Below are 18403 nucleotides of genomic sequence, written 5' to 3' on the forward strand. Positions count from 1 at the left end.
GTAAAAGAAATAAAAAAGAGCTGTTTCTGAATAATCAGTATCAGCTCTTTTCTTGCTTCAGTATGGCATTGGGTTAACTGCTAGCGGTATTGAAATAGGCTCCAGTAAATTGAATGGGCCAATAATATTTTGTGAGGCATTTATAAATAAAACAGATTGTACTCCATATTCTTTAGCTGTCATTAAAATCGCTTCAATCATCAGCAAAGAATTTTCATCATTTGCTAGGGGCGTACCCTCCGCAAATTCAATAATTGCTTCGTTTTTTTCTTTATTAAGTGTAATCCGTTTGAAATTAATTTCCGCTCGTATTGGCAGTATGATTTGCTCTGTATCTAATTCTATTGGCAGCTTCATCGCTGCAATGGCATCGCTAAAATCAACATCCATTTGAATAGGAACTAAAAATTTCTGAGCATGACCATTTGGCTGAAGTACAAAATAGATACCCTTTGTTTGATTCTTTTTCAAATTTAATTCTGTTAATTCTCCATAATTGCCGAGCATTATTCCAAGTTTTCCTTCAGTACGAAATTCTACAGCTTCGTATCCCAATTGTTTCGCAGTTAATTTGACCGTCTCCAAAAAAATAATTTCCATTGTTGAACCATTGCCATATGAATGATTTATAGGGACATCGATAATTAGTTTTTTACCGTTATCTTTTTCACTGAGCTTGACATTTTCTAAAATATAATCCGATAATCCCCACTCATCTTCATGAAGATAATCCTTGATAGATTCAAGCCGTTTAAGTCTAGTTGATGCCCCCTCCTTTGGAACAATAAAACTAATCGGTACAACAAACTGCGCATTTGCGTCAGGAACAAAAGCCGTAAGTATCTCTTGATTTTCTTCTACATCCATTATAATGTGACTCTGATTTTCGGCCGCAATTCTTGCCATTGACCCTTCTTCTGCCATCATCAAGAAATTTTCGGCATTGTCTCCAGTATCATCTTCAATCATCTTTTCTTTCTGAGACTCTATTTGTGCATTTTCCATCGTATGATCCTGTTCATAAAGGAATGACGGAACAACGATAACAACAATGATTACAGCAGCAATAGAAGCAAGCGTTGGAAGAATCCAAGTCCTTTTCTTACGCACTGGATTTTTTCTATTTACTTGTTTTTCCGCTACTTTTTCTTCTTCAATACGAGAGGATATTTTTGCAAAAAGCTGATCGGGGTCTTGGTTGTCCTTCACTTTCGGAAAACTTTGCAACAGTTTTTCTAGTTGTTCGTCATCAAATGTTGACTTATGCATTCGGCATCCCCTCCTTTGCAAATACTTCCTCCATTAAAGATCGTAAAATCTTTAAGCCGCGATGCTGCGTTGTCTTAACCTTGCTTTCCGTCCAACCAAGGACTTCTGCTGTTTCAGCAACCGAAAACGACTGAATATATCGTAAAATTAATACTAATTTTTGATCAACCGTACAGTTTTCCATACATTGATACATCAGCCTAATTTGCTCATTTTGAATCGCCACTTCCTCTGGCAGCGGGGCATGGTCCTTTAAAAAAAATTGGACCGTTTCATCATCGATTGAGTTTCCATCTGCTGTCCTTTTTTGTTTCCGAAACCAATCAATCGCTACATGCCTAGCAATCGAGAAAAGCCATGTTTTTTCACTGCTCCTGCCTTCAAAACGATGATAGGATTGAAGAACTTTTAAATACACTTCTTGAACGAGATCTTCCGCCTGTTCTCTGTTTTTAACCATGTAAAACAAAAATTGGAATAGGTCATAATGATACATATCATAGAACCTTTTAAATATGTCCTTCACGATGCTTAAAACCTCCCGGTCTTCCATATAGTCGCCTACGATTATATAAAAGTTACACTAAAAATTACTGACATCCATCAAAAGTATACCTTATTAGCATAAAATCAGGAAGGAACACCTTCATTGAGAATAAATGTTCCTTCCTGGCTTCTAATCTTCAGTTTTATTTTCCTTCCTTTTTCCATCCCTAAATACAAGCGCACTTCTTTCATATTCAACATCCTTCACATGTTGTCTAGCGTTGACAACACGTGCAACGGCAAAGAAATAGTCTGATAAGCGGTTTACATATTTCAATACAGCTTTATTGATTTCTTCATTTTTAAGAAGGCTAACAATATAACGCTCAGCACGTCTTGTTGTTGTTCGTGCAATATGAAGGGCCGCTGCTTCTCGTGAACCACCTGGAAGGATAAAGCGCTCTAATGGTGGGGCTTCGACAATATATTGATCAATCTGTTGTTCAAGAATTTCAATCATTTCATCTGTTACTTTATAAGGCCGCTTTCCGTTTATCGTTGCCAAATCACTGCCGCAATCAAATAATTCATGCTGGATTCTTTCTAAATCAGCATAAATGTCGGCAAATTTTTCATCTCGCAAGAAAGTCATTGCCTGGCCAACAAAGCAATTGACTTCATCAACTGTACCATAGGCATTTACCCTTAGATGATCTTTATCGACACGTCCTCCTACTAAGCCTGTTTTGCCTTCATCCCCTGTACGTGTATATAACCTCATAATCATTCATCACCTTCCGATTTGATTGTTTGTGCTAACCCGTTCCAAATAATATCAACTCTCGAAGAAAGGCTAGCTAATTCCTGATAACACCAGCCCGTGATATCTCGCCATTTTCGATCACTTTCTAGAATTGGCACAATCCCTTTACTAATGTCACAGCCTATGAAAATAACAGTTCTGCCGTATTCGGCCAACTCCCATGTCTTCCAAGCATGAAAAATGCTTTTCCATTTTTTTCGTATGACATCTTCTTTGATGATAGAATGCTTTACTATTTCCTCTAATCCTTCCAAAATAACGAGTTTTTCACTCAGCAGTTCGTTAGGCATCAGAATATCGCTGTCCTCATAGTAATTATGCCACTTCCAATCATCACGAACATTTAATCTATAGTTGCTCGACACCCAGCTTCTTTTACCTTGAAACGCACCTCCTGTTACAAAATGCATCTTTTTATACCTCCATAAACGTTCCATTTTTTATTTATACTATCATTTTTTAGTTATATTATAGAGAAGGAGTACAATAGCCATAGAATGAACCACAAAAATGTTTCCTCTCCTTCTAATAGAGCTCCTAAAGTATCGCCGGTAATACCTCCAAATTGCTGAGAAAAAAAAGCTTTGGCAAACAGATAGAGCAATAAACATCCAACAAGTAAGATAGTGATTGGGCATAATAAGCTTTTAATAAAAAGGACAAAAACACCGCTTGTGGCAATTACAACAGCAACTATAAAAAAAACATCTTTTTTTGATAACATTCCTTCATAGGCCGCAGCCATGCCAGTTGATTTTGCTGGCTTACCATTAACTAACAGCACTGCGGCAGCTGTTCTTGATAAAAAAGGAATAAATGTTATTAAAATTAGCCCTAAAACCGTCGTATACTGTAAAATTTCATATATAAATAAAAAGCGAAAGCTTAATAGAAACAAAAGGGAGAGAACACCAAATGCCCCGACCCTCGAATCATTCATAATTTCCAGCTTTTTTTCCTTATCGCGGTAAGAAAAAACGGCATCGCTCATATCCATCCAGCCATCTAAATGCAATCCACCTGTAAACAGCACACCAAAAAAAAGAATCCATAAAGAAATCATTAAGTCCGAAAATGGTGTATACTCTCTGAGTACATATATTTGGAATATAATAAGTATCCCTGCGATAAGGCCAATAAGCGGAAAAGCACGGACAGACCATTTCGCTCTCTCACTATTCCATGGAATATTTCCCCTGAACGGTATCGTTGTAATAAATTGAACTGCTAATAAAAAGCCATCGATTATTTGCTTCATTTTTTCACGGCCCTTCCTTCATTAACCTTGCCAACCCGCATTCTAATAAATAAGCTTGATTGGCTATCGCCGTTAAATATTGGTGCATTTTCCCCAATTCCTTCATATAAAGTCTACTGCCTTCATCAACTGGAATACCGCCGGAAAAAATTTCATTGGAAACAACAATAGTTGCTTTCGTTTTAAGTTTATAAGCGGCAAACGTACTTTTTAGACGGTCGCTAAGTTGATTGACCGCTCGTTCATCAAGCCAGCAATCTTCCGAAAATAATTCATTCCCTAATAAAGTTGTCAAGCAATCAATTAAGACAACATCCTTGCTAGTAAATGCATCTAAAAGCTGATGTAGCTTAACCGGTTGTTCCCATGTCTGCCAATTGTGAGAGCTTTTCGCACGGTCTTCTTGATGTTTTTTAATACGGGCAATCATTTCATCATCATAACGCTCACTTGTCGCAATGTAATGAAGTTGACCAGCTTCCCGTGAAAGCTCCATCGCCAATTTTTCCGCAAACGAGCTTTTTCCGCTTCTAACCCCGCCAGAAATAAAGATAAGCATTGATTTTACCACCTCATTCACGTTTCCAATAATCACCACCATTAGAAAGACAGAAAAATAACTCCAACCGTAAACAGAACCATCAAAGCAAAGACTGTTCTCTTCATTGTCACTATCGCTTCGTCTATATGAAAAACTGCTAATCTATGAATAGGCTCGCCCATTCTAGCTCTCTCTGAAACAACACCTTTATATGTATTCCGTCCGCCAAGTTGAATCTCGAGCAGCCCTGCCATCGCTGCCTCACACCAGCCGCTATTAGGGCTTGGATGCTTTTTAGCATCACGAAGTAAAATGCATAAACAATCCGACAACGAACTTTTAGAAAATAAAATATTACTGAATATCATGACAAAACCTGTTATTCGGCTCGGAATCAAATTAAAAAGATCATCTATTTTTGCCGAAGCCCAGCCAAACTCACCATATCTCTCATTTTTATAACCAAGCATTGAATCACATGTATTAACGACCCGATACAATAAAGCAAGTGGCGCTCCACCTAAAAACGCCCAGAATAAAGGTGCCGTAATGCCATCACTCGTATTTTCGGCAATCGTCTCCACGGTTGCCCTGACAACCTCACTTTCATCCATCTTGTCTGTATCACGGCCAACAATCCAGCCTACCATTTCACGCGCGGGCGGCAAATTCCCTTCTCTTAATGGTACAGCAACAGCCATTCCTGCACGTGCTAAATCTTTCTCAGCTATCGTCGTATAAATGAAAATAGCTTCAACAACAATCGCTGCAATTTCATTTATTTGACGAACAAGCTGGACGAAATAAAAAGCAGGAAAAAAAACAATGACCGCAATGATCAACCAAGCTAAAAGTCCTTTCCCCTTCCGAAAATTCCCTCTATTCAAATAGTGATCAAGCTTTTTGATAACATAACCAAAGCCCCTGACGGGATGTGGCAGCCATCGTGGGTCCCCAAGCCCTTTATCTAAAAAAAGAGCAAGCCAAGCTGCTATAGTATGTAAGATTACAATCGACATTGTTATGAATACCCTTTTCTTAATTTATTGCACCCAATCGCCTCATTTGTTGCCTCAAATACTGCCTGACCAATCGTTTTGCCTAGAGGTGTTATTGTTCCAGCATATTCGAAAAAACAACCTGTTTGTGTAGAAGCGATGAGCAAGCTGTCTGTTGATGTGCCTGATGCAATTGTCTTTGTTTCCGGGTCGATGATTTTGTTTTCGGAAACGGCCCTTGCTTTTGCTTCGGTAGCTGTCATCATCGCTTGTACAAAAGCGGCATCGGCTAAATTACCATCAATAAAAATCCATGTATTAATCGTACTTGGCGACCTTGGTAAATCCGTACGCAAATATGCTTTTGCAACATCAACAGCATTTGATACTCCTGCCGTTACAACAACGTAAATCGAAAACTCTTCCGATTCTATCGTTCTGAAGGCGGCATCCTCTAACTGAGCTGCGGTCATCATCGCAACCGTATAGGTTGGGTCAATGCCAATATTGTCGAGATATGTTTTCATTTCCGCCGCCGCATCATCACAATTATAATTCTTGTCAACATGCCTATTTAAAAAATACTTGCTCCAGCTAAAACCAGAATTAATCACAGCTGAAGATAATGTTTTTAAAGGCTTTGTTGATTCAACAATAATCGTTTCACTTGATTGGCTCGTTTTTAACATCTTAAAAATATGGTCACGATTTCCATCATCACTTGGCGTTACTGTAATTAGTGGCGTAGGCACATTGGGATGCTGCTTCTTGATTAACCTTGTCTTATAAATTTCGTTTAATTGCTCTTCTTGCAGTACATTTTGTGGTTCATCAAGGCTCATCACTTTTCCTTCATTCAATAACAAAATGCGATTGCAATACAAGCTCGCCATATTTAAATCATGAAAAACAGCAACAACAGTCAAGCCTTTTTCTTGCACCCACTTATACAAGGAATCAAATAAATTTATTTGATGGTGAATATCAAGATGGTTCGTTGGCTCATCTAAAAGCAATATTTCCGGCTCTTGTGCTAATGCCCTTGCTAAAAATACTCGCTGTTTTTCACCGCCGCTTAATAAATCGATTGGGCAATCTGCAAACTGTGCAATGCCTGTTAATTGAATGGCATTTTGGACAGCTTTCTCATCTTCACTGCGCCATGAGGGGAAAAACCCTTTTTGATAAGCATAACGGCCTAGCTTTACCGTCTCTTTGACAGTATAAGAAAAAGAAAGATCATGAAGCTGTGGTAAAACAGCAACCGTCTTGGCCAAATCTTTTATTTTATAATGTTGGATAGATTGATCCTTAATATAGACTGCACCCGAAATAATTGGAAATTGCCCAGTAAGCATCTTTAAAATCGTCGTTTTCCCACTTCCGTTTGGTCCTAAAATCCCGAAGATTTCGCCTTTTCTCACCTCAAAGCTTACATCTTGGATAATATTTTTATCGTGGTAACCACCTGAAACATTGACTACTTTAATCATGGTAACCATCTACTTTCTGCGATTTCTGTTAAAAAAAATATAAGCAAAAATTGGTGCACCAATCATTGACGTAATAACTCCAATTGGCAGCTCCTGGGGAACAATAATGGTCCGCGCAACTAGGTCAGCTAAAATTAAAAAAGAACCACCATTTACCATCGCTAACGGCAATAATTTACTATGATCAGGTCCCCAAATCATTCGTGTAATATGTGGAATAACAAGCCCGACAAAGCCAATCGTACCTGATACAGCAACAGCAGAACCTGTAAGGAGAGAAGCCCCGATTAATACAAACAGCTTTCGCTTAGACACATCAACACCTAGCTGCCTAGCTGTTTCCTCTCCGAAGGAGAGAGCATTTAATTCTTTACTATTTAATAATAATATAAGCACACCAACAATCGTGAACGGAATCATCATATAGACATATGTCCAGCCTCGCATCGACACGCTTCCCATTAACCAAACAACTATTTGCCTTAGCTCCTCGCCTGATAAAGCAATCATTAGCGAAATGAGCGCTCCTAAAAAGGAGCTAAAAATAATTCCCGTAAGAATAATTGTTTCAACAGAGATTTTTCGATCAACAAGTTTAGAAAAGGCGAGCACAACAAATAAAGTGAGCAAGGCAAAAATAATGCTCATAATCGGCAATGTGAACTGTCCGAAAAATGGGATTGTTAACCCTAAAAAAAGCACGATAACTGCCCCAACTGAAGCACCCGACGATACCCCTAGTGTATAGGGGTCGGCGAGCGGGTTTTTCAGTAATCCTTGAAAGGCCGCACCAGCGATTGATAATGAAAAGCCAACAAGCATTGCCAAAATTACTCTTGGCATTCTAATTGAAACAACAATATTATAGATCATTGGACTAATTTCATCTGCTCCTGGCAAGCAGAGCCAACCATCTGTAATAATATCAATAATCGTTGTAAAAGGAATGGATAGAGTGCCTATCGAAATCCCCAGAAATATCGAAAAAACTAGAAAAAGAACTGAAAATAAATACGGCCATACGAAGCTATTTACCAAATACTTCTGGATAGACGACAGATGCAAGTTCTTCGACTCCTTCTATCAATCGTGGACCTGAACGATTCACTTTATCAGCATCCACAGCAAACACCTGTTTATTTTTTACAGCTGGTACATCTTTCCATGCTGGTCGGCTAAAAACCTTTGCTGTAGGGTTTTCAACATAATATCCATATGTTACGAGGATTACATCTGGATTTAAAAGAATCGCATCCTCCTCATTGAATTTAACCCAGCCATCATAATCTGCAGCTACATTTTTAGCATGAATGAGAGTCAGCATATCATTCATAAATGTTCCTTTGCCAGTCGTATAAATATCTGGCTGCGGCTGCACCTCGACCCAGACAGTTTTCTGTTCCTTTTCAGTAATTGCGCTTGCCTTTTCTTCGATTTCCGCTAATTTATCTTTCATTCCCGTAACTATTTCAGCCGCTTTTTGATCAGTACCAACTACTTTGCCAATTAAAGAAATGGAATCGTAAACTTCTGTAAAAGCCTTTGCATCAGGTACAACAACGACCGATACACCGACATCTCGTAGCTGCTTATAACCATTTTCGTTCGACATCCCTGATGCATTTGCCAAAACAAGATCAGGCTGTAATGATAGGACCTTCTCAACATTAAAATCTAGTCCACCAACTTTTTCAATTTCTTTTACCTCCTCTGGATAGTTATCCCATTCCGTTACACCAACAACTGCATGACCCGCCCCTAATGCAAAAACAATCTCCGTATTACTCGGCATGAGCGAAACAATTCTTGTTGGTTTTTTCGCAATCGTTATTTCTTGGCCAGTTGCATCAGTAACAGTTACAGGAAAATTATCATCATTCCCCGCTGATTCTGTTTCTGGCGCTTGGTTAACTTCTCCTTTTTCATTATTTGGATTTGAACATCCTATTAAACTAAACAAAAACATGATACTTATCGATATTGCCAACCACTTCAAATACGTCTTCACTTTGACACCTCACCTTTAAAATTAGAAAAGGGCCAGACCCCACAATTTTATTCAATGTGGGAGTCCGACCCTTTTTGTAAGTCAGCCACTAAACGACACATATTTTCTAATAAAATAAGCCTGTACGTGCCGTTTCACGAGCTTTCATCCCGAAGCATTGAAACGCATGTATTTAGGCAGGTCTACTGACTCATGCTTCCTCCTACAATGAGCCTTCCCGTATTTTCATACAGTGGTTATTCTCATTTCGTCCACATTCACAGTTGCGGGGACAGTTTTGGCTTCTAACCAAATTCCCTATTATGTCCAAACAGTTGGGCACCTAAAACATACTTTATCTAATTACATTTTTTATACTATATAAAATTTGGATACAATTCAATAAAATTCGCAATTTTAATGACGAGGGATAAAAAATGAAAATGTTGTTCCTTCCCCTAGCTTACTTTGCACAGATATATGTCCATGGTGTGCCTCGACAATATTTTTGGCAATCGCAAGGCCAAGACCAGTTCCAGAACGTCCTCTCGTTCTAGCCTTATCGGCTTTATAAAATCTTTCAAATACAAAAGGTAAATCTTCCTCCGGTATACCGGATCCAGTGTCTTTCACAGAAATTTGAAACCCACCCGGAAATGAATCAACAATTAGAGCTACAGCCCCACCCTCACTTGTATGTCGAATCGCATTATCAATTAGATTTGTCAATACTTGTTCGATGCGATCAGCATCGATGACCATCGTACCTTCATTATCACTAATCTTTATTTTCAAATCAACCCCATGCTCTTTCGTCACACCTTGGAATTTTCTAATAATGCGATCGAAGTACTTCGTGACCTCTACTGTTTCAAGGTGCAATTCAATCCGACCAGACTCCATTCGGGCAAGATCAAGCAGTTCATTTACAAGACGACCCATCCGTAATGATTCATCATAAATAATTTGGGCGATTTCTTTTTTTTCTTCTTCTGTACTAGCAATATCATCGATAATTGCCTCACTATATCCTTGGAGCATCGCAATCGGCGTTCTAAGTTCGTGCGAAACATTGGCAATGAAATCATTGCGCAATTTATCTAATTTGCGCTCCTCGGTCATATCACGAAGAACAGCAACAGCACCACGTACAGCTTCTTGATCATACAAAGGCGTCATTAACACTACCCAGCTTGTCCCTTGCACTGAAATTTCGGCAATTTGTTGCTTTTCCGTTAAAATGACTTTTTCAAGAATGCCTTTCATTTCACTTGGCAATGGCTGATAGGTCTCATCATAACTGCCGTGTTCAAAATGGAACGCCTTTAATAATTTTTTAGCGGGTGGATTAGAAACGATTACATCACCTTCACGATTCATCGTGATCACACCATCAGCCATACTGCTAATAATGCTCGTTAATTGTTCTTTTTCTTGATTAAGCGCTTCAATATGATACTCTAACTGTCTACCCATACGATTAAAAGCAAGGGCAAGTTCGCCAATTTCATCATGAGTTAAAATGGGAACCTTTGCATTAAATTTTCCTTTCGCCATTTCAAAAGCGGCTTCTCTCATCGTTCTAAGCGGTGCAGTAATCCTCGTTGAAAGGAAAAAGGCAAAAATCGTTGTTAAAATGATTGCAATTCCAGCACTGACTATGATGATTTTTGTCGTTTCTCTTGATGTTTGACTAACAACATCTAAAGACTGGTAAATAAAAACACCGCCATGCTTACCCTCAACACGACTCATTGGGACACCGACAATTAGAATTTCATTATACATTTGATTGTTATGATTAATAATTTTAGGTGGAAAGGCTAATTTACTGACAGTTTTCTCCTTTGTCATAACTTCTGATAAATCCTTATCATTCCAAATAAAATCAATTGGTAAATCAGCAAGTCTCTCGTCGTTCGGAGAATACCAATAATCCCCTTTCCAATCAATAATCATCACTTTCGTAGAGGGGTCAATCACTTCCCAAGCAATCGAAAAAGCTAATTCATCTTGGTCATACGTTTCCATGATTTTTGATACTTTTGTAGCAAGCTGTGTAAGCTCCCTCTCAGCTTCCGTTACATGGAAATTTTCAAAGAATTGTAGTAAAAGAATCGTTAATATCACTAAAACGGATGATACGAGCAAAAGAATCGTGAACCAAAGCTTACCAACTACACTTCTCCAAAACCATAGCATTATTCAGACACGACCTCGAATTTATAGCCAACACCCCAGACAGTTACAATCATTTTGGCAGCATTCGCAGAAACTTTATTAAGCTTCTCTCTTAAACGTTTTACGTGTGTATCAACTGTTCGTAAATCACCAAAGAATTCATAATGCCAAACTTCTTTTAGCAGCTGTTCACGATCAAACACTTTATCAGGGGCTTTAGCCAAGAAATATAGTAGTTCATATTCTTTCGGCGTTAAGCTAACCTCCTTGCCTTCTGCAGTAACACGATGAGCGTCATTATCAATCGTTAAAAACGGATAAACAATAACATCCTTTGTTGTCGGCTCCGTTTGTAAAAACACAGTTGCTGATGATCTTCTTAATAATGCTTTTACGCGCAAGACAACTTCACGCGGACTAAATGGCTTGACAATATAATCATCCGTACCGACTTCAAATCCTTGCACACGGTTGGCTTCTTCCCCTTTTGCCGTTAACATAATAATCGGGGTTGCTTTCTTTTCTCGGATTAGTTTACAAACTTCAATCCCATCCATGCCAGGCATCATAATATCAAGCAAAATTAAGTCAAATTCATCGGTAGTTGCTTTTAATAAAGCTTCCTCTCCATTTTCAGCTTCCTCGATTACGTAATCTTCTCTTTCCAAATACATCCTTAGCAATCGGCGAATTCTTTCCTCATCATCAACTACTAAAATTTTCGCTTGACCGTTTTCCATTTGAAATCTCCCTTCAATAAGAAAATGTGAAAATTCAAGCTTTCTCCCTGCCCCTTATATTATGACATAATTCGAAGCTTTTTTTAAGCGTAGGAATGTAAGCCGGCAACCACTAGGTTAACGGCCACTAAATTAAACATAATAATGGCAAAGCCTACAACAGCCAACCAAGCCGATTTTTCACCATGCCAGCCTTTTGAAAGACGGAGGTGTAAAAAAGCAGCATAGAATAACCATGTAATGAGCGCCCACACCTCTTTTGGGTCCCACCCCCAGAACCTTGTCCAAGCAATTTGAGCCCAAATCATTGCAAAAATAAGTGCACCTAAAGTAAAGATTGGGAAACCGATTGCCACCGCACGATAGCTAATCTCATCAACTAAATCTGCATTAACACCTCGTAAAAGCGGCTGTATAGCTGCAGCAATTCTTTTTCTAAATATCAAACGTAAAACACCGTATAAAATGAGGCCGGAAAATAAAGACCAAACGACGGTATTAAACTTTTTCGGTGCATTCGCACCATTCATCCATGATGGTGTTTCAAATACTGGCCCAAACCCTTCTGTCAGCTTCTCTCCACCAATTGGCCCAGCAATTGCTGGCATTTCATAAATAAGTTCAGCTTCTCTGCCTGTTTCATTCACCCATTTGAAGGCTACCTCATAATCCAATGCTTTAAATGTTGTCGAAACAATAACAAACCCTATCACACTAATAATTAAATATAAAATAAACTCAAGCCAAAACGTCCGTTTACTTGATTTTGATTGATCCACAACATGAATAAGATAAATTAGACCGGCACCAAAGCTAATTGCTAATATTCCCTGACCCAGAGCAGCCGTTGTCACGTGAATATAAAGCCAATGACTTTGCAATGCTGGAATCAACGGTGAAACCTCTCGTGAAAACATCGCTGCGAATGCAATGATTATTATGGCAACAGGCATTGTAAAGGCACCAATCAATACATTTTTATACATGAAATAAAAAATGATGTAAGCAAGAACGAGCATCATTCCGAAAAACGTCGTATATTCAAACATATTACTTACTGGTGCATGCCCAGCTACAATCCACCTTAAAATGAAGTAGCCCATTTGTGCGATAAAGCCAATAATCGTAACAACAATCCCAAACTTTGCCCATTTATTTGTGTTGGCTTTTGAATATTTATCGCGAATCGCAGCTGCAAAAAAAACAGTCGCAAATAAATACAGAATAAATGAAACATATAATAAATTACTGCTTATCTCAATCAACTTACTCTCCCCCTTATTTTACCTTTTCCTGTTGATCCATCGGAATCGGTAATACCGTTCCTGTAAACATCGTCTCTATTTCTCTCTTTAGTCCATACCAGTTTTTATTCGTATGGGCAGCAACCATAATCTCGTTCCCAGACTTTTTAATCCAAATGCGGCGATGTGTCCAATACATTCCTTGGATAACACCTATCATGAAAATAATCCCGCCAGCGATAATGATTGCAATCGTCCTATCAAGGCGAACCGTCAGACCAGTTACATTTCTTGTTTCCATACTTTGAAAGGCCATTTTGAATTGATTTTCTCCAAACGGCTCGGCATTCGTTTTAATGGCAACAAAGCTTACCTCCCCATCAGAAATTCCCGGAGAAAACATTTTGAAGATAAACGCTGGATTATCTGGAATTCTGTTTTTCGTATCTGGTGCGCCTTCCTCATTAAAATAAAAATTTGGGAAATAACTCATAATCTCCACTTTATAGCCATTTCCAAGGTCATAAATAGTCTCTGGATTATCCAAATTAATCGTAACGTTACCGACATTTTTATTTGTGTTTTTTTCAACTAGCCCAAACGTCATTTTATAAAATTCATTAAGCTTATAGTTAATTTGATAAAGCGCATATCCTTCAAACTTAAAAGGATGATTCACACGAATTTTCTGTTCTTTTATCTCCTTCAGCTCAGGTTCCTTGCCTGGGACAATATCATCGATACGCTCATAAAGAACAACGTCTGCCTGGTAGTTTTTCGGCATTCCCATCCCAACGGTAAAGTTGTCATCTCCATCATAAACTTCCTTAATGAACTGCTTATTTTCTAAATAATATTTCCCATTTGTACCTGGAATCACCTTCGTTTCTCCATCACGGAGCCACAGAGCTTCATCAATATACATTCCTGGAAAAAAGCGCAACATCGCCCCAATTAAGAAGATGATTAAACCAATATGGTTAACATACGGTCCCCAGCGCGAAAAACGGCCTTTCTCAGCTAAAATATTACCATCTTCAACACGGATTTGGTAACGTTTCTTTTTCAACGCTTCAATCCAACGCTCTTCATTTTCCTCTATTTCAATTTTCGTCTCCGCAAACAAACGCTGTCTTCTTAAAAAACTCGAATTTCGCTTTACTCCTTGCTTTTGCAGCGCTTTATATAAAGGAACTACTCTGTCTAATGAACAAATCACGAGTGAAATCGCAATCATAGCGATTAAAATCATGTACCACCATGACCCGTATAAATTATTAAAGCCAAGCTCATAATACAGCTTCCCAAGAAATCCATATTCCTGCTCATAAAACTTCTCTGGCGGAATATTTTGCGGTATGTATATATCTTGTGGAAACAATGTTCCTAACGATGAAGCAATAAGTGTTATAACAATTAACCAAACCCCTACTTTAACAGAGGAGAAAAAGTTCCAAATCACATCGATAAACGTTTTTTTATACGTTTGTGAACGTCTTGCACTACCCTCGTAACGCATATCTAAAAGCGTTTCTTTATCATTGTCAATAAAAGATTTTCCACATGATTCACAAAAAATCGTTCCATGAGGGTTGACATGTCCACATTCACATTTCACTTTATCCATTTTAGACCCCCAACTATTTATGGTTTGATTCGCTCCATATGATTCCGTATTGTTTCTTCCTTTAATGTTCCGATAATAATATCGATAATCTCCCCGTCTTTATTAATTAAAAAAGATGTCGGAAGTGGGTCAACACCATATGCTTCAAAGACCTCTAATTTTTTATCTATAACAACTGGAAAGGTTAAACCTTTACGTTCAACAAAATTGCGAACAGAAAGCTCTGATTCCCCAACATTTACGGCTAAAACCTCTACACCTTGGTCTTTGTATGTGTTATATTGATTTTCCATATAAGGCATCTCAGTCTCACAAGGCTTACACCATGTAGCCCAGAAATTGAGAAAAACACCTTTGCCACGATAATCAGCAAATTCAACCTCGTTCCCGTTTAAATCTGTAAGCACAAAATTGGGTGCTTGATCTCCTATCCCCACTACTTGTTTTTCGGTAAAAAAATTAGAATAAAGCGTATAGGCTAGTGCACCGACTAAAACAAGCAGGATGATTGTTCGTACTGCAAGACGCTTATTTTTCAATGCAAACAACCCCCCATTGTATTTTTTTATATTATATCACTAAACAACTTGCACATAGTGTAAATTTATGTATGTTGTGTGACAGCTAAATTCCGCAGCTGTTTAACCTCATGTGGTGTGAGTTCGCGATAATCGCCAGGATTTAAACCGCGCAAATCAAGGAAGCCATATCGTTCCCTTTTCAACTTTTGGACTTTATAGCCAATCGCTTCAAACATCCTTCTAACTTGACGATTTCTGCCTTCATGGATAATTAATTGTACGATTGAAGTGCCCTTTTTTTTATCAAATGAAAGAATTTTCGCTTTTGCGAGGGCCGTTTTACCATCTTCTAACTGTACACCTTTTTCTAACCTTTTAATTTCTTCTCGTGTTGGGATTCCATTTACTTTCGCAACATATTCCTTTTCAATATTATATTTTGGGTGCATTAACAAATTGGCGAACTCTCCATCATTTGTAAGTAGTAGTAGGCCTGATGTATGGTAATCTAGTCTACCTATCGGAAAAATCCTTCGTTGCTCCATTGGAAAAAAATCTGTAACAACTTTTCTATTTTTATCATCTGATACAGCTGAAATTACTTCTCTCGGTTTATAAAAGAGGTAGTAGACAGGAACTTCCCTTTGAATCGGAATTTCTTCAACTTCAATTTTATCATTAGCTGACACTTTCACGCCTAATTCTCTAACGATTTTACCATTCACTTTTACTTTCCCTTCAATAATTAATTGTTCTGCTTTCCTTCTTGATGCCACACCAGCATGGGCAATCACTTTTTGTAAGCGTTCCATTAATTTTTCACCTCAGATTCAATCTTACTTGTATCATTCCCAATTCTCAAGCGCTAGTTTTAATTTTGTCGAGGAAATGTCGAAATTAAAAAAGACATTAGGGCTCCATAAAAAAGCTTCCTAATGTCAAATGAAATATAATCCCCTTTTCACGCAAAGAGAATGGTAACAACGATAATAGAAGTAATAATCGCCACCAAATCCGCTAATAAACCAACCTTTAATGCATCTCCCATTTTTTTAATGCCTACTGCTCCAAAGTAAACGGTTAAAATATACAAAGTTGTATCCGTACTTCCTTGCATTGTTGAAGCGAGCCTACCAATAAACGAATCTGGACCATGAGTAGCAATTAAGTCGGATGTGATTCCTAAAGCTGCATTTCCAGATATCGGTCTAATGATAGCCAACGGAATAATTTCAGCTGGAATTCCGATACTCATTACATAAGGTTTTATTAAATTCATAAAATACTCTAACGCACCAGATTCACGAAAAACAGTAATGGCCACTAACATCCCTACTAGGTAAGGAATAATTGAAAAGGCAATTTGAATCCCTTCCTTGCCGCCTTCAACGAATGATTCATAGGTTGGTACCCTTTTTATTGTACCGTAAATTAAAATGAACCCAATAATCACAGGAATCAGCCAAAGTGATATCATGTTTATAATGTTCATCATCACAGATTCCCTCCTTTTTTCATGCGCCGATAATGATAGTAGCGGTCAATCATTATGGCAGCTGTTGTTGAAAATAGTGAGGCAACTAATGTTGTTCCTACGATTTCCGTTGGAGCTACTGAGTCATAGTTCATGCGAATTGCAATAACAGTGGTTGGGATTAACGTTATGCTCGATGTATTGATTGCTAAAAAGGTAATCATCGATCTTGAAGCTGAATTTTTATTGCCATTAAGAATCTTCAATTGCTCCATTGCTTTAATTCCCATCGGTGTCGCTGCATTACCTAAACCGAATAGATTAGCAATCATGTTGGAAAGAATAAAGCCCATTGCTGGATGCTCTTTTGGCACCTCTGGAAAGAGCCTTGTAATGAACGGTTGGAAAAGCCTTGATAATCTATTTAATAAACCCGCTTCTTCGGCAATATTCATGAGACCTAGCCAGAATACTAAAATACTAATAAGGCCAATACATATTGTTACCGCTTCTTTCGCTCCAGAAAAAATTGCCTTGTTTACATCATCCATCGTCCCGTTGAACATCGCAAATATGATTCCAATAATTGTCATCACAACCCAAATGATATTAACCATTGGCGTACACTCCAATCATTGATAAAAACAACCTTTTCATCGTCGATAGCCATGTTTCTTTATGGATTCTACCATGTTCATCATAATAAAGGGGGATTTCACCGATGTTTTGATCCTCAAGCTTGATAATCATCTTCCCACATGGAGACGGCACATCCTTCTCCTTCTTCCATTGTGGCTTTGGCTTGATTAATTTAATATCGACCTTAATTTTTTCCTTTTCCTCAGCAGTGATTGGGTATAAGAAATCGCGCTGTACCACTACCTTTTCTTTATAGAAATCATCTTTGATTGAATGAACAAGTCCTTTTTCGACGATACTTTCAAGGTCATATTGAGCAAATCCCCATTCAAACATCGCAATATGATCGTTCCAATCACTCGGCCCATTTAAGGTAACCGCGATTAAATCATGGCCGTCCTTTGCCGCTGTCGACACTAATGTTCGTTTGGCCCGCTTTGTATAGCCTGTCTTCCCACCTGTTGAATATTCATACAGCCCGGTAAGAAGCTTATTTTTATTTGTCCATTTGCGATCCCATTTTTCATCGGGATTTGGTGCACGATATACCTTTGTACCAGCAATTTCCCTGTATTTTTCATTTCCCATTGCATATTTCGTCAAGAGCGCCATATCATACGCCGTTGAAAAATGATTTTCATGATCATCTAAGCCATGGGGGTTGGCAAAAACTGTATTATGCATGCCTATTTCCTCTGCTTTTTGGTTCATTAAAAAGACAAAACCTTCAACACTCCCACCAACATGTTCAGCAATCGCCACAGCCGTATCATTCCCTGAACGGAGCATTAATCCATACACAAGATGCTCAAGCTTAATTTTTTCACCTTGTTTAAGATAAACAGAGGAGCCTTCCGTATAGACAGCCCGCTCGCTTACTTTTACGGTTTCATCTAACATATCCGATTCAATTGCTAAAATAGCCGTCATAATCTTTGTAATGCTGGCAATCCGCATTTTTTTGTGGGCAGCCTTTTCATAAAGAACACGCCCCGATTCAACATCCATTAAAATCGCAGTTTCCGCTGAAACATTCGAAAACGCATGTCCTTTCATTGGGATTAAGGTCAATAAGAAAACGACAATAATATGTAAAAGTACAACTTTTCTAAACGATGGCAT

The 18403-nt window shown here is 38.3% G+C and carries 19 protein-coding genes and 1 riboswitch; all 19 genes read right to left on the minus strand.

What is annotated here, in order from left to right; all coding sequences use genetic code 11:
* Positions 1-57: 57 nt before the first annotated feature.
* A complete protein-coding gene (locus GX497_00205) occupies positions 58-1269 on the minus strand; it encodes a hypothetical protein (protein HHY71656.1) in 1212 nt (403 codons plus the stop codon).
* On the minus strand, positions 1262-1822 hold the full coding sequence (sigX, locus tag GX497_00210) for an RNA polymerase sigma factor SigX (GenBank protein ID HHY71657.1): 561 nt from the start codon (positions 1820-1822) through the stop codon (positions 1262-1264). Before sigX ends, GX497_00205 begins: the two co-directional genes overlap by 8 nt.
* Before the next feature lie 123 nt (positions 1823-1945).
* Entirely contained in the window at positions 1946-2536 is a 591-nt protein-coding gene (locus GX497_00215) for a cob(I)yrinic acid a,c-diamide adenosyltransferase (GenBank protein HHY71658.1), read from the minus strand.
* 2 nt (positions 2537-2538) lie between these two features.
* Positions 2539-2988, minus strand: coding sequence for a cobalamin biosynthesis protein (locus GX497_00220; protein HHY71659.1), 450 nt, complete (start codon positions 2986-2988; stop codon positions 2539-2541).
* Between the two features lie 53 nt (positions 2989-3041).
* A complete protein-coding gene (gene cobS, locus GX497_00225) occupies positions 3042-3836 on the minus strand; it encodes an adenosylcobinamide-GDP ribazoletransferase (GenBank protein ID HHY71660.1) in 795 nt (264 codons plus the stop codon).
* 4 nt (positions 3837-3840) lie between these two features.
* Positions 3841-4395 carry a bifunctional adenosylcobinamide kinase/adenosylcobinamide-phosphate guanylyltransferase gene (locus tag GX497_00230; GenBank protein ID HHY71661.1) on the minus strand — a complete coding sequence of 185 codons (555 nt, stop codon included), beginning with the start codon at positions 4393-4395 and terminating at the stop codon, positions 3841-3843.
* A 41-nt stretch (positions 4396-4436) separates the two neighbouring features.
* Positions 4437-5384 carry a cobalamin biosynthesis protein CobD gene (gene cobD / locus GX497_00235; protein HHY71662.1) on the minus strand — a complete coding sequence of 316 codons (948 nt, stop codon included), beginning with the start codon at positions 5382-5384 and terminating at the stop codon, positions 4437-4439.
* Positions 5385-5398: 14 nt separating this feature from the next.
* Positions 5399-6868: an ATP-binding cassette domain-containing protein gene (locus tag GX497_00240; protein HHY71663.1), complete on the minus strand. Its 1470-nt coding sequence runs from the start codon at positions 6866-6868 to the stop codon at positions 5399-5401.
* Positions 6869-6877: 9 nt separating this feature from the next.
* Complete coding sequence (locus tag GX497_00245; protein HHY71664.1) at positions 6878-7933, minus strand: iron ABC transporter permease; 1056 nt, start codon at positions 7931-7933, stop codon at positions 6878-6880.
* A complete protein-coding gene (locus tag GX497_00250) occupies positions 7896-8834 on the minus strand; it encodes an ABC transporter substrate-binding protein (protein HHY71665.1) in 939 nt (312 codons plus the stop codon). The genes GX497_00245 and GX497_00250 overlap by 38 nt, the downstream gene beginning before the upstream one ends.
* Positions 8835-9033: 199 nt before the next feature.
* Positions 9034-9217: riboswitch (cobalamin riboswitch) on the minus strand.
* A 55-nt stretch (positions 9218-9272) separates the two neighbouring features.
* Positions 9273-11057, minus strand: coding sequence for a cell wall metabolism sensor histidine kinase WalK (locus GX497_00255; protein HHY71666.1), 1785 nt, complete (start codon positions 11055-11057; stop codon positions 9273-9275).
* The gene (locus GX497_00260) at positions 11057-11776 is read right to left on the minus strand and encodes a response regulator transcription factor (protein HHY71667.1); all 720 of its coding nucleotides are present in this window, start codon (positions 11774-11776) and stop codon (positions 11057-11059) included. Before GX497_00260 ends, GX497_00255 begins: the two co-directional genes overlap by 1 nt.
* A gap of 83 nt (positions 11777-11859) precedes the next feature.
* Positions 11860-13041 carry a c-type cytochrome biogenesis protein CcsB gene (gene ccsB / locus GX497_00265; GenBank protein HHY71668.1) on the minus strand — a complete coding sequence of 394 codons (1182 nt, stop codon included), beginning with the start codon at positions 13039-13041 and terminating at the stop codon, positions 11860-11862.
* A 13-nt stretch (positions 13042-13054) separates the two neighbouring features.
* Positions 13055-14647 carry a cytochrome C biogenesis protein gene (locus GX497_00270; protein ID HHY71669.1) on the minus strand — a complete coding sequence of 531 codons (1593 nt, stop codon included), beginning with the start codon at positions 14645-14647 and terminating at the stop codon, positions 13055-13057.
* Positions 14648-14664: 17 nt separating this feature from the next.
* Entirely contained in the window at positions 14665-15186 is a 522-nt protein-coding gene (gene resA, locus GX497_00275; protein HHY71670.1) for a thiol-disulfide oxidoreductase ResA, read from the minus strand.
* Between the two features lie 65 nt (positions 15187-15251).
* Entirely contained in the window at positions 15252-15980 is a 729-nt protein-coding gene (locus GX497_00280) for an rRNA pseudouridine synthase (protein HHY71671.1), read from the minus strand.
* Between the two features lie 149 nt (positions 15981-16129).
* Positions 16130-16660, minus strand: coding sequence for a spore maturation protein (locus tag GX497_00285; protein ID HHY71672.1), 531 nt, complete (start codon positions 16658-16660; stop codon positions 16130-16132).
* Positions 16661-16662: 2 nt separating this feature from the next.
* Positions 16663-17259, minus strand: a complete 597-nt coding sequence (locus GX497_00290; protein HHY71673.1) for a spore maturation protein — start codon at positions 17257-17259, stop codon at positions 16663-16665.
* Complete coding sequence (locus tag GX497_00295) at positions 17252-18403, minus strand: D-alanyl-D-alanine carboxypeptidase (GenBank protein HHY71674.1); 1152 nt, start codon at positions 18401-18403, stop codon at positions 17252-17254. Before GX497_00295 ends, GX497_00290 begins: the two co-directional genes overlap by 8 nt.

Source organism: Bacillus sp. (in: firmicutes), assembly GCA_012842745.1.
In the GTDB taxonomy this organism is placed as follows: domain Bacteria; phylum Bacillota; class Bacilli; order Bacillales; family Bacillaceae_J; genus Schinkia.